Source organism: Serratia proteamaculans, from assembly GCF_949794035.1.
GTDB lineage: Bacteria > Pseudomonadota > Gammaproteobacteria > Enterobacterales > Enterobacteriaceae > Serratia > Serratia proteamaculans.
In genome coordinates this window covers 3,513,453-3,535,568 of record NZ_OX461105.1, presented here as the reverse complement: position 1 = coordinate 3,535,568, position 22,116 = coordinate 3,513,453, and the positions used below count along the sequence as shown (strand labels likewise).

Here is a 22,116-nt window from a genome sequence, read left to right as displayed (position 1 = left end):
GTTAATGAGTGCGCCAGTCTGGCATCTGCATCATATGATGTTTGTCCTGGTGGGCCAATGGTCGGCAATAGTTTGCTACATATGCTTGCGTAACCTTGATAAAGGGGCAGCAGACCGCCCCTGTGTTGAGTCAATCTTGCCAAACCTGTGTGCTGCGCGGCGTATCCATCCGGTAATCCGAATAGTGGCGAGTGAAAATCTCGCGCCCCAAGTCGCGGGCGGCCTGTAGTGGATTGCGCGGATCGCGGCTGACTTCGCCCCGGTTGTTGCCCGCCCCCTGGACCATACCGATGAATTCGCAATGCGAGTAGCGGCTGAATTCCTGAATTTGATGCACGATCCCCATTGCCCCGCCGGGGTAAGTTTCTTCCGAGGCCACCGTCAGCCCGATGCGTTTGCCGCTCATACGCTGATGCACCTGTTCCGCATCCGGATAGGCGTTGGAGTAATAGCTGAAAGAGCGGTCGAAAAAGGCTTTGGTTTGTGCCGACATGCCGTACCAGTAAAGCGGGGTGCAAAATACCACCCCATCCGCCGGCAAGAAGTGCTCCAGAAACAGTTCGCCATAGCGATCGGCAGGCGGCTCGGCATGGCGCCCATCCACCAGAAAACCACTGATGTAGTCATCGAGAAAATGCAGGCTGGCTTCGGTCCCGGCTTCGGCGGCACCCGCCATGACGGCTTGTGCCAGGGTGGCACTGTTGCCGTCGCGGCGTGGGCTGCCCACCAGGACGATAAGGCGTTTGGGTTGTTGAGATGAATTCATGTCACTCTCCGTCTGCTGAGTAGGGGAATACGGCTGTCAATTTACGTTGAATACAGCGCAAGCGACAAATGACGGCTACTCTGTCAGGATGAGATAAATTCATCTGTATGGGTCTTGTTCATGTTTGCCTCGCTTCCCGTAACTGCATTGCGAACTTTCGAATCCGCTGCCCGCCTGCGCAGTTTCAAACAGGCGGCGCAGGAGCTGGCGGTTACGCCGACGGCGGTATCACATCAGATCAAGGCGCTTGAGCAGCAGTTGGGTTTTGCCTTGTTCGAACGGCTGCCGCGTGGCGTTAGATTGACGCAGAAGGGCGAGCGTTTGTTTGCAGGGGTTCACACTGCGCTGCTTGATGTCGCCAGCACGCTGGATGCTTTGCGACCGGAGCCCAGCGCCGGATCATTGAGTGTTTCCGTCACCCATTCTTTTGCGGCCTTATGGCTGGTGCCGCGCCTGGGACGTTTTTATCAGGCCCATCCGCATTATCTGGTACGGTTGGAGGCCTGCGGCGAGGTGATTGATCTGCAACAGGACGCCAGCGTGGACATTGCCATTCGCTACAGCCGCGCAAGCTACCCGCAACTGCATCAGGCGGCGCGGCTGGAGGAGAGCTTTGGTGTCTACGGTGCCCCGGATTTGTGTGCAATGGAGCAACCCGCGCCCACGCTGATCACCGTTCATTGGCATGACTCCACCCTGTATGAAACTGGCTGGCGTGAGTGGTGCCAGGCTGCGGGAGTCGACTGGTGGCAGCAGCATGCCGCATTACGGGCTTATGACGAAGAGCATTACGCGCTGCAGGCGGCAGTAGCCGGGCAGGGGCTGGTGCTGGCCAGCTCGGTAATGGTGTCCGAGCTGGTGCGTAACGGTTTGCTGGCATCTTATCGACCGGACATTTGCGTGCCGGGTGCGGCTTATACTGCGCTGTGCGTGCCTGGCCGCGAACGGCACCCGCCGGTGCGGGCGTTTCTGGACTGGCTGCAACAGGAGGTTCGGCGCTGAGTCAGGGCACAAAATAAAAGTTTTTCTGGCGTGAGACATGGGAATATCAGATAACTTTGTTATCCATTCCCATGAGAGAGATGTCCATGAGCGAGCCAAGAGTTTCTGATTACCCGATTGATGCGCAGTTTATTGAACGTTGGTCGCCGCGCGCGCTGGCCAATGATGCTATCGACGATGAGACCCTGCTGAGCTTCTTTGAAGCCGCGCGTTGGTCACCTTCGGCCTATAACATTCAGCCATGGCGTTTTGCCTACAGCAAACACGGCTCGGCCAGTTGGGACAGCTATCTGGATTTCCTGATTGAGTTCAACCGCGGTTGGGCGCAGCACGCTTCGGCGCTGGTGGTGGTGATCTCTAAAACCACCAGTCTGAACGGTGAGCAGGAAGTCAGTAACCCGAGTCATGCCTTTGATGCCGGTGCCGCCTGGGCCAACCTGGCGCTGCAGGCGCATCTGAAAGGTTGGCTGACCCACTGCATGGGCGGTGTTCACCATGACAAAATCAAGGCTGCGTTGAACCTGCCGGATAACTATCAGGTGCACGGCATGGTGGCGATCGGCAAAGCGGGCGACAAATCCCTGCTGCCGGAGTTCCTGCAGCAAAAAGAGATCCCTTCAGGGCGCTTGCCGCTGGAGCAGACGGTGGTAGAAGGGCTGAACTTTACCCTGTAATTATCCTGGTCTAAATGTTCATCCGCCCGCAGGGTTTTCGCTCTGCGGGTTTTTTTATGCGCTCAGGTAACCAGGTAAAACTTTGTGAGTATGTCCATGCTCGCAATGATCGTTATATAATATTTTATATAGCGATTAATGATAGAGGAGGTGCCATGAACAATCACTTCGGTAAGGGGCTGATGGCCGGTTTGGCTGCACAAAACGCCGGACCGGCATCGGAGCTTACCCGGTTCTGCTGTGACTACAAACGTGGCTTTGTACTGGGTTATGCTCACCATTTGGCCCAAAGCCTGGGTGACGAAAACCAGGCGGCATTCGAAGCCGGGTTGCTGTGTCGGGCGTACAGTCTCAATGGGGAAGTGATGAGCGAATTCTTTTCTGGCGGCACCAATCGCCTGGCCGAAAAGTTCTTCTGCGCAGGATATAACCGCGACCGGCAAAACTGAGCGCCGCCGTCGTATGGCCTGACGGGCTCAGGCCTTATTCATCACCACCACCAGATAAATGCAGGTTTCGGCGCTCTCATTTTTGAACACGCAGTCCGTCGGAGGCCCGAGTTCCAGGCAATCGCCCTCGGCCATTTCATGGTGGGTTTCACCCTCCTGGAACACCAGTGAGCCGGACAGCACCCAGATTAATTGCCGCATAAAGGCATAGGCCGAAGCCGGCATGGGGATCGCAGCACCGGCAGGCAGTTCAATGCGCACCAGATCGAGCGGGATATCTGACTGCGGTGACACATGACGACGCACATAGCCACTGTCGGGATCGACCCACAGCGGTTGGTCCTGGCGGCGCATCAATCGACCTTCCTGCGTTTCCGCCCGGGCGATCAGTTTGGACATGCTCAGGCCAAACGCGCCGGAAAGCCTGCCCAGCAACATCGCCGTTGGGCTGCTGTCACCGCGCTCAATTTTGTGCACCATCGCCCGCGAAACGCCGGCCCGTTCGGCCAGATCGGACAACGACCAATGGCGTGCTTCACGTTCGATGCGGATCCTCGCACCGATGCGCTGATTTAGGTTGTCTAATTTATTATTCATATCGTAGTATGATAGTAGACGGTCAACCAAGAGGTCAACATGCTTATCCGTAACGCGACTATAACCGATAGCGCAGGCATTGCTGCTATCTATAACGACGCGGTGCTTAATACCACCGCGATCTGGAATGAACTTAGTGTCGACGAGGCAAACCGTGCCGCGTGGATGGCGGAGCGGCAGGCGGCAGGCTATCCGGTGCTGGTGGCGAGCAATGAGGCAGGCGAGGTGATGGGCTACGCCTCGTTTGGCGATTGGCGGGCATGGGACGGTTACCGTCACACGGTGGAGCATTCGGTTTATGTTCGGCAAGACAGCCGTGGTGGCGGGGTGGGGAAAACGCTGCTGATTGCGCTGATTGAACACGCCAGGGCGATGGGCAAACACGTGATGGTGGCGGGCATTGAGTCCGGCAACCAGGCTTCTGTACAGCTGCATATCAATCTGGGTTTCGAAATGGTCGGTCGGATGAGTGAAGTGGGGGCCAAGTTCGGCAAATGGCTGGATTTGACCTTCCTGCAGTTAAAACTAGACGACAGCAACGCACCGCCAGCCCGCCAATGACGTTGCAAAGAACGGAACCTCTATGAATATCATGCTATTGCTGCTGGTGGCGGCCGGGGTCAGCCTGGTTATCCAGAATCTGTTGATGGTGCGTATCACCGAAAGCGTTTCGACGGTGCTGATTACGCTGGTGATCAACTCCAGCGTTGGTCTGGTGTTGCTGATGGGGCTGCTGTTCGCCAAAAATGGCGTCAGCGCCCTGGCGGAGGTAACGGGCACCCTCCGGCCGTGGATGTTATTGCCCGGCCTGCTGGGTTCGTTCTTTGTCTTCTCCGGCATTCTGGGGTACCAGAAACTGGGCGCAGCAACCACCATTGCGGTACTGGTAGCCAGCCAACTGGTGGCGGGCTTGATGGCCGATATCTACAAGGCCGGCCCGGAGGCACTGCGCGAAAACCTGCCGGCACTGCTGGGCGGTATATTGCTGGTGATTGGCGCTTTTCTGGTGGCCAGAAGAAGTTTTTGAGCGCTAAAAAGCCCGCTCAGGTTTCTCTGAACGGTCTTTGATAAAAACGCCGGTATTACCATCAATAGATGAAGGCGGCCCGGTGCTTGCGGATAAACTCTGGCCAGCGCACCGGTTCTCTACCGGCTATCTCCGGGAAATTATCAAAAGTCTCTTCAACGCCGGGGATGTCGCGTTCGGCAATACGACGCAGATTGTCACCAACGCAGCTCATATAAGCCATTTCGGCGCCGGATTGCCGCATGTTCTCAATGAAAACGCCGTGATCCAGTGCTTCATAGCGGAACGGCAGGCCAAGCATTTCGGTCATCATTGCGGCGATCTCGCCATAAGATCTGGCGTCATAACCCAAGCGATAGGTTTTTCCCGCGTGTTTTTCAGGATGTAGCAACGAATACGCCGCCGCCAGCGCAACGTCTTCGCCATCCACCCAACTGAAGGGCGCATCGCCGGTGTATTGTTGAATGACGCCATTGACGATTGCTGGGACGCCACCGTAGCCGATCAGGTTTTGCATAAAGCACTCCGGCCGCAAGTGCGTGAAGGAGAAGCCAGACCACTCAATATAGCGTTCGATCAGTTGGTGCCAGGCCCAGTGCGCAATAGTCGTGTCGTCACGGCCGCAGGCACCCAAGTGCACAATATGCTGCACGCCGGCTTGCTTCGCTTTATCGAGAAACACCTTACTCTGGCGCAGCATATCTACCGTGTAACCGGTTGCCAAAAAGGCGCGGTCAATGCCTTGCAGCGCTGGCGCCAGCGTTTCTTCTTTATCAAAATCCATAATGACGGTGTGAATGCCCTGAGCTTCCAAAGGTGCGGCTTTTAACGGGGAGCGTACGGCTGCCACTAGGGTGATGGAGTTGTCCGCCTGAAGGTTGCGCAAAGTATCGCCGCCTATCTGGCCGGTGGCGCCGGTAATCAGTACCCTTGGTTTCTTTATGATGCTCACGAAATAACCCCTTTTTGTAGTTTGTTGCTGAATAAGGCATAGACCGAATGACTTGCTGCAAGAAGGAGTTTACTGAGAATTTTTTTCCTATTTAGGCTATAAATTACCAAGTTTATGGAATTAAATTCATTAATGTGGCGGGCTATGTTTTCTTCCGAACGACTTAAAGGTATCGACTTATTTGTTTGCGTGGCGGATATGGGTAGCTTCACTGCCGCCGCGGAACGCATGAATTTGACCAGCTCCGCCATCAGCAAAGGCATCGCCCGTTTGGAAAGCCGGCTGCAGGTGCGGTTGTTTAACCGCACCACGCGGCGTCTGTCGCTGACCGATGCTGGGGCGGCTTTCTATCGCACCTGCACCAGCGTACTGGGTGAGTTGGAGGAGGCGGAACTTTCAATGCAGGCCGAAAATTCTGAGCCACGGGGGAAGGTGCGTATCGATCTTCCCGCGGCTTATGGCCGCCTGCATGTTTTGCCGGTGATCCTCAAACTGATTGAAGATCATCCGTTGTTGATGCCGCATATTTCGTTTTCCGATCGCTTTGTTGATCCCGTGATCGAAGGCATCGACATCATTGTACGCATCGGTGGCGCTGATATTTGGCCGAACGCTTTGGGGCACCGTTATCTGGGTGCTCAGCGGCATATCTTTTGCGCTTCGCCCGCTTATTTGAAAAAACAAGGGGAGCCGAAAACCGAGCACGATTTGGAAAATCACAGTTGTGTGGTTTATGGCGAGGGAAACGGCATGCTCACCCCTTGGCATTTTGCTGGCGTGCAGCCGAATAACAGCGAGAAAAAGATATTGCCGGCGCGAGTGGCGATCGGTGATGCGGAAGGGCAGCTCACGGCGGTTTTGGCCGGGCACGGCATCGCACAATTGCCCACTTGGCTGGTGGCGCGGCAGCTCGAAGATGGCAGCTTGGTTGAGGTGTTGCCCCATTTGGCGACCGAGGGATTACCCATTAATCTGGCCTGGCTCAAAAGCCGTCAGACACTGCCCAAAGTCCGCGCGCTGCTGAAGATCCTGACTGACAGTCTGGGGCCGTCAGGTAGCACACTGAATCAGTCCTGAGGAGTACAAGGTTTAGGAAAACGCGGCGGCGACATTGCGTAATTCCGGCAATATACCTAAGTTTTTTTCCTGCACCAGGTCCTGATAAATTTTAAGGATCACCGCTTTTACCACATCGGAACTTCGTGTCAGGCCCTGTTGTTCCATTATGCTGTTTAATTCTTCCAGCTGTTTTTTACTGACTTTCATCGACAGGCGTTTCGACGATTTGGCCTTCGCCAGTTCACTGCCCAACAGCGTTTTCAGCTCTTGCTGCTGATAGCGGCCGGTGGTTAGCGCATGGAGATAGTAAAGGATCAGTATCTTATGAAAATCTTCGTCCAGCGAAGCATCTATTTTCTGCGTGGCAACGTTGAGAATATCGAGATAGTGCGCCGGAACTCTGACTTCCAGCGCTGACTTTGTTTGTTCAAACTCGCTTTTAACACGTGGCGTAGACTGGGCGGGAATACTGACTACCGCATCACACTGGTTGCAGACGGCAGCCAGTATGTTCTTTACCGTGCCGCGACGATCGCTGAACTCCACATCGCGTAAACGATAAGTCGCCATTGATTTTCCGCAGTGTTGACACAGAACGGTGCGCGTATCGCCTTCTTTGACAATTCTCATTGTGAGCCCCTTGCTGAAGACAGCATATAGCGAGTTGTTTTACGTCCCTGAACCCCATACCACCTCCTTATGTTGTACGATGCTCATCGTACAGTCAAGCTGTCTGAAGAATTTCATGATAGACAAGTCTACTGGGGGAGGTGGCTGGGAAGCCAAGTGATATGGGGGGAGGGCCGGGGCAAAAGATGAAAAGGCGAGATGTCTCGCAGACTAATGTAACGGGCTTGGGTTTTCAGATGGAGCTCAAGCGTCCAGACGGGTAATAGCCTACGCAACTAACGGCATTCGCCAGGCGGCCCTGCTTCACAGGGCCCGCCTTATGACAGCCCTAAACCAATTCGGCCAAGGATGCTGGGTTAAATCCACTCAAAGCCGTGAACTCGCCATTCTCCACCTTGGTTACCCAATCTTGATCACTCAGCAGGGCACGGCCAACGGCGATCAGATCAAACTCTTCGCGCTCCATGCGCTCAATGAGTCGATCCAGGCTCGCTGGCGCCGATCCTTTTCCGGAGAAAGCATGAGTAACATCATTATCCAGGCCAACCGAACCCACGCTTATTGTCGCGGCCCCGGTTACTTTTTTCGCCCAACCGGCACAGTTAAGGCCGTTTTCGCCGTCAATCTCCGGGAACTCAGGCTCCCAGAAGCGACGTTGCGAACAGTGCAGCACATCAACACCCGCCTCAACCAAGGGTAATAACCAGTCTTCCATAACAGCGGGTGTTTCGGCAATGCGTACCCCGTAATCCTGCTGTTTCCATTGGCTTACACGCATGATGATAGGGAATTCAGGGCCGACCGCATGACGAACGGCCGTCACGATTTCACTGGCAAAGCGTGAACGCTCCCTGATCGTTGGTCCACCGTAGCGATCGGTGCGCAGATTGGTCCCAGACCAAAAGAACTGATCGACCAGATATCCATGGGCACCATGGATTTCGACCGTGTCGAATCCTAAACGCTTGGCATCTGCCGCCGCTTTTGCGAACGCTGAGACGGTATCAGCGATATCCTCTTCACTCATCGCAACGCCGCGTGGATCTCCGGGTGCATCAAAGCCGGAGGGACTCTCGACCGGTGCATCAGGTTCCCAGCCGTTGATGTAACGTGCTGCACCGGTATGCCAGATCTGCGGTGCCATGCGACCCCCCGCATGGTGAACGGCATCAATGATGTTTTTCCAGCCTGCCAGTGCCGCTTGCCCATGGAAAAAAGGAATGCCGGAATCGTTACGTGACGCAGGGCGATCAACGACGGTGCCCTCTGACAGGATCAGACCGACTCCCCCTTCGGCCCGGCGCTGGTAGTAGGCAGCATTATTTTCACCAGGGATACCGTCCGGTGCAAAAAGCCGCGTCATGGGGGCCATCACGATCCGGTTTTTAAGCTGAAGAGAACGGACGGAAAAAGGACTGAATAAAATACTGGATTTATTTTGTGACATACAAATCGACTCCATTGCGTTAGGAGTCCTATTAGGTATATTTTATATACCTGCTGTCAATTAGGCACCTTGAGTAGCCCAGGTATACCAAAGGAAACCTCGTATGCTGACTTTACACCCACAATGCTTTTCGGCGGATTGCCCCAGTCGGGCATTGTTTGATCAAATTGCAGACAAGTGGTCGATGATGGTTTTGGTCGCGCTTGATGACGAACCTCAGCGTTTTAACGCCCTCAGGCGCCGACTCGAGGGCGTGACTCAGAAAGCCCTGACGCAATGTCTGCGGCGGCTGGAACGCAATGGTCTGGTATTGCGACAGGTTATCTCGTTCTCGCCTGTGGCGGTGCAATACGAAATCACGCAACTGGGTCGGACCTTGCTGCAACCGTTTCGTGCACTACACCTGTGGACGCTCGATAAATTGCCTGAAGTCGAAGCTGCCAGATTGCAGTTTGATCAGGCTGCTGAGGTGAAATGAGAAGAGGGGGGAGTCTGCCCGTCGTGGGGCTGTTTCCAAAGCGATCTGACGGTCTGCTCAGTGCCAGAAGCGGAACTTGCTTACATCATGCTATGTTAGTTTGCTGGGAGCAGGTCAAGATGTTCACTGCGCCTATGCTTCAGCAACACCTTCCAGAACTTTTCAAGGAATAGAGAAATGGCTCGTAAGTATGTTTATGGTGATAAACCAATCCGTACAACAACCGCTGAGATAGTTGAAAACGAGTTTGCTGGAAAGGCTACGGCTGCTCAGGTCGATGCAATTTTAAAGAAAAGATTTCCACATTACAAAGACAATACTTATTTGAATCTGATAGTTAACGCAGTTAACTGCAATCGTGGTCACTGGAGTTTTAACAGGACTGCCAGACGAACAGATGATGCCACCCATCGCCACCATGAATATGATCGACTTTTCAAGCGCGGAAACGTTTTCGAGGTCTATGATTCCGCACTTCATGGTGTGTTTGAAATCTATGAAGCTTCAGACGGCAAATGGCTAACACGTCCGGTTAAAAGTGAGTTTGAAAAGGCCATAGAAACAGCGTCTCAACTTACCTCAGAACAACGTAGAGAGAAGCTGGCTACAGCCAACACCACGCCAGAAAGGGTCATTATAAAGAGCTATACCTTCAAGCGTAATCCCCTCGTTGTAGCAGAGGTATTAGCCTTAGCTGGAGGTAAGTGTCAAAGCTGCCTACGTGACGCACCATTCAAGCGGGAAGATGGTAGACCGTATCTTGAAGTGCATCATGTGGAGTGGCTTGCTAACGGTGGAGAGGACTCTGTTGAAAATGCTATTGCACTCTGTCCGAACTGTCACCGCGAAGCACACTACGGCGCGCTTGTGTTGAAGCCGGCTAACATTAAGTAGTCTTCTTATAGCCCTCAACGTCTGCTCCTCGCTCATCACGGACCAGTAGGTCACTTCTGCCTGACCACTTTGTGCCAGACGCGGACGTAGCTGACATCAATGGTGAGCAGGCCAATTAGAAAAGATATGGTAGATTTAAAAGCTAAAAATAAATCAGGGATAGCTGATGTTTCACATTTCAGAAGTTGATAAGGGCGACCTTGAGTTAGGGGGCCTAATCGGTGAGCTTGATGCCTTTCAAAGCGAACTTTATCCCGCAGAAAGTAATCACTGCCTCAACCTTTCAACGGTCAGCAATGAACAGCTCCGGTGTGTCATCGCACGCGATGAGAAGGGTACTCCTGCAGGATGTGGAGCCTTGGTCTTTCAGGGCGAGGGTTCAGCTGAGATTAAGCGGGTTTACATTCGCCCGGAATTTCGGGGCCTGAAGCTTGGAGAGCAGATTGTTAGCGCAATTGAGAGTATTGCTTCAGTAAACAGCTACCGCCTTTTGCGTCTTGAAACAGGGGTTTACCAGCAACCTGCCATAGCACTGTATCGCAGATGCGGGTATGAGATTTGTGAGGCCTTCCCCCCTTATGCTGCAGACCCATTAAGTGTCTTTATGTGCAAAGAAATATAAACTAAATCCCTCTGCGCCTTGCTAAAGAGTTCTGCATGCTGACCGGAATAAATCACATCACCCTTGCAGTGAGTAACGTAGCAAACAGTCTGAATTTTTATGTTGAGACGCTTGGGTTCACACCTAAAGCCAAATGGGCTCATGGAGCTTATCTTTCGCTGGGTGAGCTCTGGCTGTGTCTTTCAGTGGATAAAGTCTCTGTTGGTGATGACTACACGCATTATGCATTCAGTATTCCTACCGAAGAATTCGATGTGTTTGTTGAACGGTTGAGAGCGTCTGGTGTTACAGAATGGAAAACTAACAAGAGCGAGGGAAAGTCCGTCTACTTTTTAGACCCCGATGGCCACAGGCTTGAGATCCATGATGGAGACCTTGAGAGCCGCATCCGTGCTTGCCGCACTCAGCCATATGAAGGAATGGAGTTCTTCTGAATGTTCATCAATGTCTGTTTATAAGTGCTCTCGATTAGGTTCGCGCTGACGTGCCAAGCGGCTCCAACGAACGAAGAGGGGGGCAGCTATTCATACGAAGGAAATAAGATGTTTTTGCCAGATGCAAGCTATACAAAAAACCTATATCAATCGTCATTTCAAGCATGAGTCGTCAGCTGTTTGTTTCTCTGGATGGGCCCAAAGGAGCCGGTAAAACCACACTGTTGGAGGCCATGACGAAAGTACTAAGGGCAGACAACAAGAAGGTGGTCCGACTTTGCGAGAAAAAAAGCGATCCCTACAGGGGGGAAACAATGGCCCTCGTTAACCAGCTCGCCAGAAATCCCACCCTGGATTTGGAATTGGAGGTTTGTGAGCGCCTTGCAGATAGCCGTGCCTGGATTTCCCAGCAAGTGCTGACTAAACAGCCACCGGACAGTATTATCTTGATGGATCGTTGGTACCCGTCGGACGCCGCGTTTCGCCGGATGGTGCCATTTGCAGAGATTTTACAGCTTAACATGGAACGAAACGTGCGAACGCCAGATCTGCATGTCGGGGTGGTTACTGCGCCTGATATTTCATGGGCGAGGGCTGCGGCCCGATCGCGTGGGCTAAGTAGTACGGTGATTTATAAGCTGGAAGAACAAGTCGCTTGTACCAAGGCGTTCGAGCGAGAAATTGCCAATCACGGCTGGGTTTTATGCCGTAATGAAGGAACCATCGAAGACGCAACGATGCAGGTGATCACTGAGATCTACAGAGTGCTTGGATGCCCATAGGCACCGGTTTTGCGGGCAGAGTTTGACCTGCCATAGCCTGTGGCTGAATTCCAGAATCCGGTTTAATCGGATGAAATCCGCTGTCTGCCACAAAAGGCAGCGCTTCCAACGGGTTCTGACTCAAAGGGTGCCCCTGCTCTTGCTTAAGGCAGTTAATTTGACATCTTTGCTAATCTGGATCCTCATATTATCTACAGAATCTTTAATCGACATGCAGAATGCCTTTATTTTTCAGAAAGACCGGCACAATAGGGATTGACTCCTTCCCGGTTGTCATTGCTGCCGTTTGTTCTATATACTCCTGAAAGTGCGGCGTCTCTCTGTGCCGTTGATAATCAACCGCACTGGCGTAAATTTCATAGAAGTACCAGCGGTTTTCATTATTTACCTCGATTGCGGCATACATGGCCAGCACACCATTTTCAAGCCTCAATGACTCAGCCATTTCCGTCAAGACGATTTTTTTGAACGCTTGCTGGTACTCGGGTTTTACATCGACAATCACCAGGTTATTTATCGTTGTTGCGTTTTGTACGATTCTCTTATCGCCGATAAATTGTGGTATGACATCAATTTTTCGTTTATGGCTTATAATTTCAGGAGCATGATAAATAAATTCCTTGTACTGCTCTGAATTTAAATGTTGATTGTGCTCTGATTTGTTTTTATATATTTCAATCATATATGCATGGCTGAGATCATCCTTGCGTTTGAGTGAGTACATTGCCAGTGTGCCGCTTTCATTCGCAACAGATTTGGAAATATTGTTTCTGGCTATTTCATCATATTGTTGGTCTTTCCCTGTTTTGATGCCAAGTTCAAAAATGTTCATAACGGTTTTATCCAGTAAGATCGAACTGTTTGCAAATGCGGGGCTACCTATCATCAGACAGAGTGTCATGGTTACGATGTTTTTCATAAAATACCTTTTTCTATTATTTTGTTATAGAGTAATCGGTTGTTGATTACATCTTCAGACGCTCAATAAGCTGGCGCTGATATTGAGGTAACTTATCGCTACTGGCTCCCTGGAAGACAAGCGGAGGGAGGTAAGTCATACCGGCATGGAGGGCGCTGGCTTTCATAGGCAGGAAGACATCGGCAAGCGTAACACCAATTCTACCTTCATTTCCGTAAGTTGATGCTCCTCCAGAGGCAGTGCTGATAGCTTTGCAGACCGGTACCGTAAACATAAAAAATAACGTAATGAATTTTGCAAACTTGCCTGGTTCAATCCAGTTCATTCCCTTCTCCTTTAACTTTCTGGGTGAAATAAACGACTCGAACTGGTGATATTTCTATGGTTTATCTCATTCATGCTCAGGTAAACCTTCAACGATATAGGTACGAGAATTCCCTGAACGATGACGTATTGGTATGATGTTCTGATACTCTGGAGAGTTGTACCAATCCTGAGCGCGTTTCAAACTGTCAAATTTAATAATTACCAGCCTTCCTTGTGCGCCAAACCCTTCCTTAATGTCAGGCTCGCCTCCACGAACGATAAAACGTCCACCGTAGGGACTGAAAGTAGATTCAACCTGAGCACTATAGGGCTTGATCGCTTCTCGATCGGTAGACTGAAATTCTGCAACATAATAGGCAGGTGTCACTGCCAGCGCAGATGAAACCCCGGTAAATACTACAAGGCAAGCCAGTATCATTTTTTTCACTATATATCCTCCTGCCTTATTACGAGATGCTGTTAAGGTACTTTTACCCAGTTGCATATGTTGCATCGTATTTCCACCCCTTAAATATTTCCAGACAGAAGGCATGCTCGCTAAGCATTGCAATGTTTTTTCCTCACCGGGTGACAATTAACAATCGGTACCGCTACTTTACACCGTCAATTTTAATTCCTGGGACGATTTTTTCAAAAGCGCTATCAATCTGGATGCATGTTCCTTGGCCATTATTCTTTGTTGCGCTATTTTATTTTCATCCCTGTCTGCGTAACTAATGCCACAGGTATACACAGGTTTTTGCAAATCCAGACTGCAAAGTTTGGCGGTGGTTTTAAACTGGGTAAGGTAATCATCAACGTCATGGTCAAATAATCCATTCGATGAATAGAGAGACTGTGGTGCACCGGTAGTAAATGAAAGAATAAGTTTTTTACCGCCAAGTTTGGCCGTTGAACCGTGTGCGAATCCGTGAACAAAAACCTCATCCAGCCATAGCTTCATTATTCCTGGAAGTGAATACCAGGAGAAGGGGAATTGCCAGACGATCACGTCAGCTTTCAGCAGGCTCTCCTGCTCTTCGTTAACATTAATTTTGTAGTCAGGATAGAGCCAGTCCAGACGGCGAATTTCAGCCTCTGGTAGCGCCGAGGCAACCTCGTTGAGGATAGTTGCGTTACCAATTGACTCGCTCAGATTCGGATGACCGGAAATAATTAGAATATTTGTCATTTTTAATTAATTAAAGGTTAAGTGTTTAACAAGTGTCCAGTATAGAACGACCGTATTTTGTTTTTTAGGGTATTAATAGCTCAATGACTTTTAGCTAAAAGCTAATAATTAACCCTGATGGCGCAATGCTCATGCAGGCCCGTTTTCATCAAGATCTTAATCCGAGCAATTGCTCAGCATTGCGGAAGGCTATCGCTTCTTTATCCTCTTCTGAAACGGGCAAGCTTTGGATAAATGTCTTCACGCCATCCAGCGTCTGGTAGGGATAATCGACAGAGAAAAGGATCCGCTCGGTCCCCATCAACGCATGGATAAATTGAAAATAGGGCAACGTCAGCATGCCGGATGGCGTCACATAAACCTGTTCTTGAAAGGTCTGGGTAATGGTGCGCCGTAAACCCGTAGCGGCCTGTGGGATGCTGTCATCCAAACGCTGTAACCAGAATGGCAGCATCTCTCCCCAGTGACCGCTGATGACCTGCAGATTTGGATATTTATCAAAAGCGCCAGACAGGATTAACCGAAGCAGGTGAATGCCCGCTTCGTGATGCCAGCCCCAGCCAAACATCGATAGCCTGGCGGTGACTTCATCACTGAAGCCGCAGTAATAAGCCTGTTGCACACTGCTAACAGGAAGTCCGGGGTGAAGATAAAGCGGGACGCCCAGAGTGTTGAAGCGGGCCAGCAGTCCGTCGAAATCCGGATGGTCGAGAAAATTGTCTGATGGCCTGCCATTCAGCAGAGCGCCTTTAAAGCCTAACGTTTTAACCGCTCGCTCAAGTTCTTTCTCTGCCGCATCGGGCTGAGTCCATGGAAGTGTGGCGAATGCAGCAAAGCGGTCTGGATGTTCGTTAACTGCAGTAGCGAGACGATCGTTAGCCACGCGGTTTAAATCTACCACCTCAGCGGCTGGAGCCAGGTGCGGAAATCCTCCCACCGAAAGAACCTGCATGGTGATACCGGCCTTGTCCATATCGTCCAGACGCCCACTGCCGATGTCTGTGCCTTTAATGTTAATCCGATCGTTTTGTTCAATTTGGGGTCGACTTCGGTCCAGATGATTGCCATCAGTAACCGTCTTTCCCCAGTCGCTCAGAAAGGGAGCCTGTGCAAGTGCTGCGGGCATGGATGCCATACCCAGCGCTTTATCCAGAGTATGTTCTTCAAGGCAAATAATTTTCATCGCTTGCTCCTGTTCACGGCTTATTTGGACGGCGTAAAGCCGACAGGTAAAGGTGCAACCTGACGGCCTTCTCCGAGCCGCTCGCTAGACCATAGGTTTTTCCCATGCCCCGCGTGTATCCACACCTGCTTCTTGAGCAAGGCGTTCCAGCGTTACCATTTCCTCAGCGTTAAGCTGAATTTCCACTGCGCCGGCAGCGTCCAGGACATGATGAACCTTGGTCGCACCTATGATCGGCAGGGTGCCCTTGGCTATTGCCCATGCGATGGCAACTTGTGCCACGCTGGCGTTTCTGGCGTTTCCCATCGTCTTCATCGCCGTCGTTAATTTTTCCAACTGCGGTAAAACGTTGTTATAAGTTTCAGCACGCCCGCTGCCAGCGGGCATAGGATTTTGCGAGTTATAACGACCACTCAGCGCACCTTGCTCCAGCACCATATAGGCAAAAAAGGTGATATTGTTTTTGTGGCAATAGTCGAGGATCCCGGCATCTTCCGAGGTTCGGTAGAGCAGGCTGTAGTGATTTTGAACGGCACTCACAGAGAAACCGGCCGGTTTCAAGATCGCATTTGCACGCTTTATTTGTTCCAGGCTGTGATTGGATACCCCAACCTGTTTAACCCTGCCGCTCTGCAAAAGCGGAATAAGATCTGGCGTCCATTTTTCCACGTCGGAAGGATTATGGATCCAGTAGATATCAATTTCTTCCACGCCCAGACGGCCGAGACTTTCCTCAAGCATGTCACTCACAGGCATAGCTGACTGCTTGTCGGCAATTTGTGGCGTAAACTTAGTCGATAAGATTATCTCTTCACGCGGATACTGGCTGATTAACTTACCCAACGCTGTTTCGGAACTTCCCATTCCGTAGACGGCGGCGGTATCCCACAGATAAAGTCCTTTATCCATGGCATTGTTGAAGACCTCTTCCATCTGCTGGTCGGAAAGATGGTTTCCGAATACGGTATCTCCACCCGCAAATCCCACTCCCCAGGACCAGGTTCCTAAGGCTATTTTGGGTGATTTTTTCATTATATCCTCCTGAAAAAAGGGCCGGAGGAAGCACTCACCGGCCGGCCAGAATGAGGTTTAACCCGCGATGACAAAATGTAGTGTCCGCAGTCAAACTACCTGGCGCAGCGCGTTTACCAGCGCTATGCCAACGCCGTGTGCTGAAGTTGGGTTCTGACCGGTGATCAAACGGCCATCTGTCACCACGTTTTCAGACCAGTTGGGCGCTTCATGATGAAGTGCACCATGTTCTCGCAGGGCGGTTTCCAACAAAAAGGGAACCACAGTTGTTCCCTGAACTTCGTCTTCCTCTTTATTAGTGAAGGCAGCCAGATTTTTGCCGTTCACGAGGTATTCACCGTTGCTGAGTTTTGCGTCAACCAGCGCTGCAGGGCCATGGCATACCGCTGACACGATCCCACGGTTTTCGTACACTTCCCGGATGATGCGTTGTGCATCCAGGTTATCTCGGAAGTCCCACATAGTGCCGTGCCCGCCAGCAAAGAAGACGGCGGAATAATCGACACCGTTCAGCTCAGATAATGGCGGCGTGGTGGCGAGGCGATGCTGGAAATCAGTCTCGTTCCAGAACCAGGCATTAACGGGATCGCTGAGATCGAAACCGTCAACCGGCGGCTGGCCCCCGCGAACGCTGGCGATGACTGTTTCTAACCCAGCCTCCTCAAGTATCTTCAGAGGGTGGGTGAGTTCGGCCATATAGAAGCCAGTGGGGACACCTGAGGCTCCTTTGATAGGATGGCTGGTGACGACGCACAGTACGGGTTTATGATCTGATTTCATTTAATTGTTTCCTCTGACTGACTCTTGAACTCTTCAGCAAAGAGGTTTTCCCAGTTGGTAAATGAATCTAGGGGAATACACTCAAAGGCAAGCAGACCGGCTTTTGCCAGCGGGAAGTCAGCCATCACCGTGCGGGCAGTTTCAACAGAGTCACACTCTAGAAAAATCGCTACGCCCGGTCGATCCTGACGAAAATAGATATCCCGAATAACGCCGGATTTATATAAACCCCAGGCATGTAATGCTTCTGAATTTAGATGGGGAGCGTATTTTTCCAGCGTGGCGTCGGAAGTGGGAATATCCAGACACAAAATTCGCATTTCAGTCTCCTTCATTTAACTACTCGTTGGGAACAGACAAGAAGTATAAGCACGAGATTTAGATAAGATTAGGTCATCCTTGACTCAAGGATTTTTAGCCTGTAGTTAATAATCAACAGGCCATTGCTTAAGGATGATGTAATGAATAACGTGATTTACAACCAGCTACGCATCTTTCAGAGCATTGCCCGCGAAGGCAGTATCACTGCTGCCGCCAGAAAGCTCGAGATTACTCCTCCCTCCGTCAGCAAGGCGCTTAAGCAGCTTGAGCAACATATCGGTCATCCGCTTTTTGTGCGTACAACACGGCGTATTGAACTGACGGATGCCGGGCAACAGCTGCTGGAACAGACTACAGCGGCGGTGGACTCGCTTGAAAAATCGCTGGAAAATATCCGCGATCAGAGCCAGGAACCATCAGGCCTGGTCAGAATTACGCTTTCTCGTTTTGCTTACCTGCTTATACTCAAACCGGTTATGGCGGCCTTTTGTCAGCAATTTCCAGGCGTTCAACTTGAAATTTCTGTCTACGACGGCACAGTTAAAATTATTGATGACCGTTTCGATCTGGGGATCCGCTTTGGCGATATTCTGGAGGGCGGCGTGGTGGCCCGCCAGTTGATGAAGCCGTTTCGGGAAGGGTTGTATGCGTCATCGTCCTATCTTAAGGAATTCGGTACTCCAACGGTGCCCGCCGAGCTCTATCAGCACAACCTTATCGGTTATCGGTTCATCACCAATAACCGCATTCTTCCACTGATTTTGGATCACCATGGGGAACAGCTGACTGTTGAAATGCCTGGCCAGTTAATTAGCAACGATATTGACGTTATGGCCGATGGAATACGTAGCGGACTGGGTATCGGAAGATTGTTTGAACCCATTCACGGCCTACAGCCGGATAAAGAGCAATTTATTCCCGTGATGGAGAAATACTGGAAAACATACCCACCCGTTTATCTCTACTATCCTAAAAACGCGGGCAAGACCAAAAGAGTGAAGACATTGATTGATTTTCTAATCAAAAGAACCGCAGCTTAAAATGAAGATCGCTCACGAAAATTTCAAACGTGAGCGACGATTTTTCGCTCAGCTTTTATCAAACTGACTATCTGTAAAGGGGTCTGCTCGCTCTCCCATAATGTCTATGCGTGCAAGTCCCGCATTGAATTCGCGAAGTTCATTACTGGTAAAAACGACATGAGCCGCACCTGCATTTTCTATAAGGTGTGGATATTGCGTAGTCCCTGGAATCGGCACTATCCACGGTCTTTGCGCCAGCGTCCATGCCAGAGCGAGTTGTGCGCTGGTCGTGTTTTTTTGCGTCGCCCAATCCTGAACATACTGCAAGAGAGGGCGATTAAAGACCATTGCCTCCGGGGTAAAACGAGGTAGATTATGGCGACGATCGGTTTTATCAAAACGCTGACGGGAATTAACTGCTCCGGCAAAGTAACTCCGTCCTACCGGACAGTAGGGGACGAAACCTATACCCAGTTCTTCAAGTACCGGAAAGATTTTGGTTTCAGATTCACGCCACCACATGGCGTATTCACTCTGAACTGCTGTAAGAGGGAGAACCGCGTGGGCCCGACGTATGGTGCTTGCACTTGCCTCAGAGAGGCCCCAATGTAAAACTTTCCCCTCTTTGATGAGTGCCATGACCGTTTCGGCGACCTCTTCAACGGGTATTTTGGGATCAGGCCGATGCTGATACAGCAAATCGATACGATCTGTTTTTAAGCGTTTCAAAGACCCTTCCACGGCCCGACGCAGGTGACCTGGTTCGCTATTAAGAGCGGTTGGATGATTTTCCTCAACGCCAAATCCAAATTTTGTGGCAATGACAACGTTGTCGCGTATGGATTTCAGCGCCTCACCTGCATATTCCTCGCTAAGGTAGGGGCCATACACTTCCGCCGTATCAAAAAAAGTCACGCCATTGTCTGCCGCAGCCCGTATCAGTGACACCATGGCTTGGCGGTCTCGCGGTCCCCCGCCGTAATATCCCACCATCGGCAGGCATCCCATTCCAATCGACGACACTTCCAGGGAACCGAGTTTTCGCCGGGGCAGCCGCCGTTCGGAATGGATATCTTGCTGTCCGACAGAATTCAAAGACGGTGAAGCTTGGGCAAACGCTCGATTGATAGTCGACATTGATACTATTGCCATACCCGTCATAAGTCCTGTTCCAATAAACTTACGACGGCTTAAGGAATGTAGATTTTCTGTGGATGTTTTATTTTCAGAATTATTTGGCATTGAGCTTTTCCCCATTCTTAAGTATCTCTATTAATTCGCGTCAAACGAGTCCTGCCTTTTGCTAATACACGCCTACCATGCATAGGCTTCGGGAGCCTCACCTCCGGGCCCGGGCCAGATTTTATCAATACAGCGCAAGGTATCTTCGGAGAGAGTAATTTCAACAGCACGTAAAGCCAGGGTAAGTTGTTCCCGTGTCCTTGGGCCGATAAGAGGCGCGGTAACTGAAGGATTGTGCAGCAGCCAGGCTAAAGCCACATCTGCCGGCTTTTCACCCAAGTCCAGGCAAAGTGTTTCCCATTTCTGCAATGCTTCAAAATGGTGAGCGATATTATTCTTCATTTCTGGCGTGGCTCGACGCCCGGTTCTGGCCTTTTCTAGCACTCCACCCAGCAAACCACCACTCAATGGGCTCCATGGGATAAGACCCATACCGTAATGGCGTAGAGCAGGAATCACTTCCAGTTCAATCGCGCGCTGGGCGAGATTGTAAATACTCTGCTCAGATGACAGTCCCAGCAGATGGCGTGACGCTGAAGCGGACTGAGCGCAGGCGATATGCCACCCGGCAAAGTTACTGCTACCTACGTAAGTAATTTTTCCTTCGCGGATCAACTGTTCCATCGCCTGCCATATCTCATCCCACGGTGTCGCTCTGTCTACGTGATGCATTTGATAGATATCAATGTGATCGGTTTTGAGACGTTTCAGACTCGCGTCACAGGCGCGACGAATATGATATGCCGATAAATACTTATCATTCGGCCCGGTTGCCATTGGTTGATAAACTTTGGAAGCGAGTACAATTTTGTCTCTGTTGCCGCTTCTGGACAGCCACCGACCAATGATCTCTTCCGATAAGCCGTTTCCCGAAGTAATGTCAGGAGACTGCGGGCAACCATATACATCCGCCGTATCTATAAAATTGATGCCAGCATCTAATGCAGCATCCATAATGTTATGACTTGTTTTTTCATCGGTCATGTCACCGAAATTCATGGTGCCGAGACAAAGTCGACTGACCTTTAAGCCTGTGCGGCCAAGATGGGTGTATTGCATGTCATTATCCTGTTTACAGATGAGAAGTTCAGTCAGAATTAAAAATTGAAAAGATAATGTTTGCCTTCCGTGGCAGCGGCTTAATTTGAGCGGGTTATAGAAAGGGTTGGCTGCTCCCCGGGCAGCGGCGGCACAATGCCATCAACAGGATGTGGCATGTAGAGCGCTTCGAGTGCCACTATTTCGTCAAGTGAAAGCGTAAAATCGAGCGCGTCAATTGCTGTTGCAAGATGCTCTGCTTTTGTCGCACCGACGATAGGTGCCGTTACCGTCGATTTTGAAAGCAGCCATGCCAAGGCAACATGAGCGCGCGGTACGTTCCGTTCGGCCGCGATGCGCGCGACGACTTCGACAACCTTACGATCCAGTTCAGCGGTGTTTTGATACATTTTGAGCGCATACGCATCATTCTGCGTTCGCGGGGTGGTTTCGCTCCAGTCACGTGTCAACCTGCCGCGCGCCATTGGACTCCATGGGATCACACCAACACCCTGATCTTCACACAAGGGGAGCATTTCCCGCTCTTCTTCCCGATACAGGAGGTTGTATTGCGGTTGCATGGAGATAAATTTCGTCCAGCCGTTACGGTCAGCGATATGCTGCATTTTAGCGAAGCGCCAGGCTTCCATTGATGAAGCACCCAGATAGCGAACCTTTCCTGCTTTCACCAAATCATGCAGTGTCTCCATGGTTTCTTCCACTGGGGTGCCAGGGTCGAAGCGATGAATCTGATAAAGATCCACATAATCCATACCTAACCGGTTCAGGCTGTCGTCGATGGACTGAAGCAGAGCTTTACGGGAAAGAAAGCCGGTGTTTGGTGAGTTTCTCCATGGGAAAAATGCTTTCGTAGCAACGACAATCTCGTCACGGCGGGCCATCTCTCTCAATGCCGTACCCACAATTTCCTCTGAGCTACCGCCGGAGTAAATATTGGCTGTGTCAAAAAAATTTATACCGGCTTCAAGTGCCTGGCGAATCAGAGGCCGTGAAACCTTTTCATCCAGAGACCAGGGTTGAGGAAGACGCTCTGGTTCACCATAACTCATGCAACCGAGGCAAAGTCGTGACACTTTCAACCCACTTCGGCCAAGATTCACATATTGCATATTCCTCTCCTTACAACCTGGCTGTAGGTCGCGAACCTAAACAATGAAAGCGCTATCAGCCCAATGATTTATTAGAGGTAAGGTTAAGGCAGCGGTAGCGACTGAACCAGTAGCCGCCGTCGAATGGAGCAGTGAGCT

General features: G+C 51.0%; 27 protein-coding genes and 1 pseudogene. 12 read left to right on the top strand and 16 right to left on the bottom strand.

Translation table 11 applies throughout. The annotated features are described in order from the left end of the window. Positions 1-130: 130 nt before the first annotated feature. Positions 131-766 (bottom strand): flavodoxin family protein, encoded by a 636-nt coding sequence (locus QOT07_RS16550; RefSeq protein ID WP_112348978.1) that lies wholly within the window; start codon positions 764-766, stop codon positions 131-133. A gap of 120 nt (positions 767-886) precedes the next feature. Between QOT07_RS16550 and QOT07_RS16545 the strand changes: the two genes are divergently transcribed. From QOT07_RS16545 to QOT07_RS16535, 3 genes are all read left to right on the top strand, one after another. Next, the gene (locus QOT07_RS16545) at positions 887-1,768 is read left to right on the top strand and encodes a LysR substrate-binding domain-containing protein (protein WP_283603587.1); all 882 of its coding nucleotides are present in this window, start codon (positions 887-889) and stop codon (positions 1,766-1,768) included. Positions 1,769-1,854: 86 nt separating this feature from the next. Further along, positions 1,855-2,442 (top strand): nitroreductase family protein, encoded by a 588-nt coding sequence (locus QOT07_RS16540; protein WP_283603586.1) that lies wholly within the window; start codon positions 1,855-1,857, stop codon positions 2,440-2,442. A gap of 155 nt (positions 2,443-2,597) precedes the next feature. After that, entirely contained in the window at positions 2,598-2,891 is a 294-nt protein-coding gene (locus QOT07_RS16535) for a DUF2623 family protein (RefSeq protein ID WP_099064560.1), read from the top strand. Between the two features lie 27 nt (positions 2,892-2,918). Here QOT07_RS16535 and QOT07_RS16530 read toward each other — a convergent pair whose 3' ends face one another. Continuing rightward, on the bottom strand, positions 2,919-3,488 hold the full coding sequence (locus tag QOT07_RS16530) for a helix-turn-helix domain-containing protein (protein ID WP_283603585.1): 570 nt from the start codon (positions 3,486-3,488) through the stop codon (positions 2,919-2,921). 39 nt (positions 3,489-3,527) lie between these two features. Here QOT07_RS16530 and QOT07_RS16525 point away from each other — a divergent pair, with 39 nt between their 5' ends. Further along, on the top strand, positions 3,528-4,049 hold the full coding sequence (locus QOT07_RS16525; RefSeq protein ID WP_207978216.1) for a GNAT family N-acetyltransferase: 522 nt from the start codon (positions 3,528-3,530) through the stop codon (positions 4,047-4,049). Between the two features lie 22 nt (positions 4,050-4,071). Beyond that, entirely contained in the window at positions 4,072-4,515 is a 444-nt protein-coding gene (locus QOT07_RS16520) for a DMT family transporter (RefSeq protein WP_099064557.1), read from the top strand. Positions 4,516-4,576: 61 nt separating this feature from the next. Here QOT07_RS16520 and QOT07_RS16515 read toward each other — a convergent pair whose 3' ends face one another. Further along, a complete protein-coding gene (locus QOT07_RS16515; RefSeq protein ID WP_261416667.1) occupies positions 4,577-5,467 on the bottom strand; it encodes an SDR family oxidoreductase in 891 nt (296 codons plus the stop codon). Positions 5,468-5,611: 144 nt separating this feature from the next. On the opposite strand from QOT07_RS16515, the gene QOT07_RS16510 reads away from it, so the two are divergent. After that, positions 5,612-6,544 (top strand): LysR family transcriptional regulator, encoded by a 933-nt coding sequence (locus QOT07_RS16510; protein WP_261416666.1) that lies wholly within the window; start codon positions 5,612-5,614, stop codon positions 6,542-6,544. 12 nt (positions 6,545-6,556) lie between these two features. On the opposite strand, the gene QOT07_RS16505 is transcribed toward QOT07_RS16510, so the two are convergent. Both QOT07_RS16505 and QOT07_RS16500 read right to left on the bottom strand, forming a co-directional pair. Beyond that, positions 6,557-7,156, bottom strand: a complete 600-nt coding sequence (locus QOT07_RS16505) for a hypothetical protein (protein ID WP_261416665.1) — start codon at positions 7,154-7,156, stop codon at positions 6,557-6,559. 328 nt (positions 7,157-7,484) lie between these two features. Beyond that, entirely contained in the window at positions 7,485-8,603 is a 1,119-nt protein-coding gene (locus QOT07_RS16500) for an NADH:flavin oxidoreductase (RefSeq protein WP_099064554.1), read from the bottom strand. Between the two features lie 103 nt (positions 8,604-8,706). Between QOT07_RS16500 and QOT07_RS16495 the strand changes: the two genes are divergently transcribed. From QOT07_RS16495 to QOT07_RS16475, 5 genes are all read left to right on the top strand, one after another. Beyond that, on the top strand, positions 8,707-9,081 hold the full coding sequence (locus QOT07_RS16495) for a winged helix-turn-helix transcriptional regulator (RefSeq protein ID WP_099064553.1): 375 nt from the start codon (positions 8,707-8,709) through the stop codon (positions 9,079-9,081). 177 nt (positions 9,082-9,258) lie between these two features. Next, complete coding sequence (locus QOT07_RS16490; RefSeq protein WP_122096917.1) at positions 9,259-9,975, top strand: HNH endonuclease; 717 nt, start codon at positions 9,259-9,261, stop codon at positions 9,973-9,975. A gap of 166 nt (positions 9,976-10,141) precedes the next feature. Next, entirely contained in the window at positions 10,142-10,597 is a 456-nt protein-coding gene (locus tag QOT07_RS16485; RefSeq protein ID WP_283603584.1) for a GNAT family N-acetyltransferase, read from the top strand. A gap of 35 nt (positions 10,598-10,632) precedes the next feature. Next, a complete protein-coding gene (fos, locus tag QOT07_RS16480) occupies positions 10,633-11,031 on the top strand; it encodes a fosfomycin resistance glutathione transferase (protein WP_099064550.1) in 399 nt (132 codons plus the stop codon). Positions 11,032-11,195: 164 nt separating this feature from the next. Then, on the top strand, positions 11,196-11,813 hold the full coding sequence (locus QOT07_RS16475; protein ID WP_099064549.1) for a dTMP kinase: 618 nt from the start codon (positions 11,196-11,198) through the stop codon (positions 11,811-11,813). Positions 11,814-12,015: 202 nt separating this feature from the next. Here QOT07_RS16475 and QOT07_RS16470 read toward each other — a convergent pair whose 3' ends face one another. From QOT07_RS16470 to QOT07_RS16435, 8 genes and pseudogenes are all read right to left on the bottom strand, one after another. Next, entirely contained in the window at positions 12,016-12,732 is a 717-nt protein-coding gene (locus QOT07_RS16470) for an antibiotic biosynthesis monooxygenase (protein ID WP_099064548.1), read from the bottom strand. Between the two features lie 46 nt (positions 12,733-12,778). Further along, a pseudogene (locus QOT07_RS16465) lies at positions 12,779-12,979 on the bottom strand (NAD(P)H-dependent oxidoreductase); the annotation flags it as partial. A 144-nt stretch (positions 12,980-13,123) separates the two neighbouring features. Beyond that, entirely contained in the window at positions 13,124-13,552 is a 429-nt protein-coding gene (locus QOT07_RS16460; protein WP_260329244.1) for a DUF1330 domain-containing protein, read from the bottom strand. Between the two features lie 102 nt (positions 13,553-13,654). Further along, positions 13,655-14,230, bottom strand: coding sequence for an NAD(P)H-dependent oxidoreductase (locus QOT07_RS16455; RefSeq protein ID WP_283603583.1), 576 nt, complete (start codon positions 14,228-14,230; stop codon positions 13,655-13,657). Between the two features lie 148 nt (positions 14,231-14,378). After that, positions 14,379-15,413, bottom strand: coding sequence for an amidohydrolase family protein (locus tag QOT07_RS16450; protein ID WP_283603582.1), 1,035 nt, complete (start codon positions 15,411-15,413; stop codon positions 14,379-14,381). Between the two features lie 84 nt (positions 15,414-15,497). Beyond that, positions 15,498-16,445, bottom strand: coding sequence for an aldo/keto reductase (locus QOT07_RS16445; RefSeq protein WP_283603581.1), 948 nt, complete (start codon positions 16,443-16,445; stop codon positions 15,498-15,500). 90 nt (positions 16,446-16,535) lie between these two features. Further along, on the bottom strand, positions 16,536-17,225 hold the full coding sequence (locus tag QOT07_RS16440; protein WP_283603580.1) for a type 1 glutamine amidotransferase domain-containing protein: 690 nt from the start codon (positions 17,223-17,225) through the stop codon (positions 16,536-16,538). After that, complete coding sequence (locus tag QOT07_RS16435; RefSeq protein ID WP_099064542.1) at positions 17,222-17,545, bottom strand: superoxide dismutase; 324 nt, start codon at positions 17,543-17,545, stop codon at positions 17,222-17,224. Before QOT07_RS16435 ends, QOT07_RS16440 begins: the two co-directional genes overlap by 4 nt. Before the next feature lie 141 nt (positions 17,546-17,686). Here QOT07_RS16435 and QOT07_RS16430 point away from each other — a divergent pair, with 141 nt between their 5' ends. Then, positions 17,687-18,586, top strand: a complete 900-nt coding sequence (locus QOT07_RS16430) for a LysR family transcriptional regulator (protein ID WP_283603578.1) — start codon at positions 17,687-17,689, stop codon at positions 18,584-18,586. Positions 18,587-18,634: 48 nt separating this feature from the next. Here QOT07_RS16430 and QOT07_RS16425 read toward each other — a convergent pair whose 3' ends face one another. The 3 genes from QOT07_RS16425 to QOT07_RS16415 form a co-directional block, all read right to left on the bottom strand. Then, positions 18,635-19,621: an aldo/keto reductase gene (locus QOT07_RS16425; RefSeq protein WP_261427524.1), complete on the bottom strand. Its 987-nt coding sequence runs from the start codon at positions 19,619-19,621 to the stop codon at positions 18,635-18,637. Between the two features lie 261 nt (positions 19,622-19,882). Continuing rightward, the gene (locus tag QOT07_RS16420; RefSeq protein ID WP_219016243.1) at positions 19,883-20,869 is read right to left on the bottom strand and encodes an aldo/keto reductase; all 987 of its coding nucleotides are present in this window, start codon (positions 20,867-20,869) and stop codon (positions 19,883-19,885) included. 80 nt (positions 20,870-20,949) lie between these two features. Then, positions 20,950-21,978: an aldo/keto reductase gene (locus tag QOT07_RS16415; RefSeq protein WP_283603577.1), complete on the bottom strand. Its 1,029-nt coding sequence runs from the start codon at positions 21,976-21,978 to the stop codon at positions 20,950-20,952. Between the last annotated feature and the right edge of the window lie 138 nt (positions 21,979-22,116).

What these genes read in the sequence shown, in the direction of transcription:
- QOT07_RS16530 (WP_283603585.1), bottom strand. Translation starts at nt 3,488, where the DNA reads ATGAATAATAAATTAGACAACCTAAATCAGCGCATCGGTGCGAGGATC.
- QOT07_RS16455 (WP_283603583.1), bottom strand. Translation starts at nt 14,230, where the DNA reads ATGACAAATATTCTAATTATTTCCGGTCATCCGAATCTGAGCGAGTCA.
- QOT07_RS16460 (WP_260329244.1), bottom strand. Translation starts at nt 13,552, where the DNA reads ATGCAACATATGCAACTGGGTAAAAGTACCTTAACAGCATCTCGTAAT.
- QOT07_RS16430 (WP_283603578.1), top strand. Translation starts at nt 17,687, where the DNA reads ATGAATAACGTGATTTACAACCAGCTACGCATCTTTCAGAGCATTGCC.
- QOT07_RS16490 (WP_122096917.1), top strand. Translation starts at nt 9,259, where the DNA reads ATGGCTCGTAAGTATGTTTATGGTGATAAACCAATCCGTACAACAACC.
- QOT07_RS16450 (WP_283603582.1), bottom strand. Translation starts at nt 15,413, where the DNA reads ATGAAAATTATTTGCCTTGAAGAACATACTCTGGATAAAGCGCTGGGT.
- QOT07_RS16540 (WP_283603586.1), top strand. Translation starts at nt 1,855, where the DNA reads ATGAGCGAGCCAAGAGTTTCTGATTACCCGATTGATGCGCAGTTTATT.
- QOT07_RS16475 (WP_099064549.1), top strand. Translation starts at nt 11,196, where the DNA reads ATGAGTCGTCAGCTGTTTGTTTCTCTGGATGGGCCCAAAGGAGCCGGT.
- QOT07_RS16500 (WP_099064554.1), bottom strand. Translation starts at nt 8,603, where the DNA reads ATGTCACAAAATAAATCCAGTATTTTATTCAGTCCTTTTTCCGTCCGT.
- QOT07_RS16470 (WP_099064548.1), bottom strand. Translation starts at nt 12,732, where the DNA reads ATGAAAAACATCGTAACCATGACACTCTGTCTGATGATAGGTAGCCCC.
- QOT07_RS16445 (WP_283603581.1), bottom strand. Translation starts at nt 16,445, where the DNA reads ATGAAAAAATCACCCAAAATAGCCTTAGGAACCTGGTCCTGGGGAGTG.
- QOT07_RS16440 (WP_283603580.1), bottom strand. Translation starts at nt 17,225, where the DNA reads ATGAAATCAGATCATAAACCCGTACTGTGCGTCGTCACCAGCCATCCT.
- QOT07_RS16435 (WP_099064542.1), bottom strand. Translation starts at nt 17,545, where the DNA reads ATGCGAATTTTGTGTCTGGATATTCCCACTTCCGACGCCACGCTGGAA.
- QOT07_RS16545 (WP_283603587.1), top strand. Translation starts at nt 887, where the DNA reads ATGTTTGCCTCGCTTCCCGTAACTGCATTGCGAACTTTCGAATCCGCT.
- QOT07_RS16520 (WP_099064557.1), top strand. Translation starts at nt 4,072, where the DNA reads ATGAATATCATGCTATTGCTGCTGGTGGCGGCCGGGGTCAGCCTGGTT.
- QOT07_RS16485 (WP_283603584.1), top strand. Translation starts at nt 10,142, where the DNA reads ATGTTTCACATTTCAGAAGTTGATAAGGGCGACCTTGAGTTAGGGGGC.
- QOT07_RS16420 (WP_219016243.1), bottom strand. Translation starts at nt 20,869, where the DNA reads ATGCAATACACCCATCTTGGCCGCACAGGCTTAAAGGTCAGTCGACTT.
- QOT07_RS16550 (WP_112348978.1), bottom strand. Translation starts at nt 766, where the DNA reads ATGAATTCATCTCAACAACCCAAACGCCTTATCGTCCTGGTGGGCAGC.
- QOT07_RS16415 (WP_283603577.1), bottom strand. Translation starts at nt 21,978, where the DNA reads ATGCAATATGTGAATCTTGGCCGAAGTGGGTTGAAAGTGTCACGACTT.
- QOT07_RS16525 (WP_207978216.1), top strand. Translation starts at nt 3,528, where the DNA reads ATGCTTATCCGTAACGCGACTATAACCGATAGCGCAGGCATTGCTGCT.
- QOT07_RS16535 (WP_099064560.1), top strand. Translation starts at nt 2,598, where the DNA reads ATGAACAATCACTTCGGTAAGGGGCTGATGGCCGGTTTGGCTGCACAA.
- fos (WP_099064550.1), top strand. Translation starts at nt 10,633, where the DNA reads ATGCTGACCGGAATAAATCACATCACCCTTGCAGTGAGTAACGTAGCA.
- QOT07_RS16495 (WP_099064553.1), top strand. Translation starts at nt 8,707, where the DNA reads ATGCTGACTTTACACCCACAATGCTTTTCGGCGGATTGCCCCAGTCGG.
- QOT07_RS16505 (WP_261416665.1), bottom strand. Translation starts at nt 7,156, where the DNA reads ATGAGAATTGTCAAAGAAGGCGATACGCGCACCGTTCTGTGTCAACAC.
- QOT07_RS16510 (WP_261416666.1), top strand. Translation starts at nt 5,612, where the DNA reads ATGTTTTCTTCCGAACGACTTAAAGGTATCGACTTATTTGTTTGCGTG.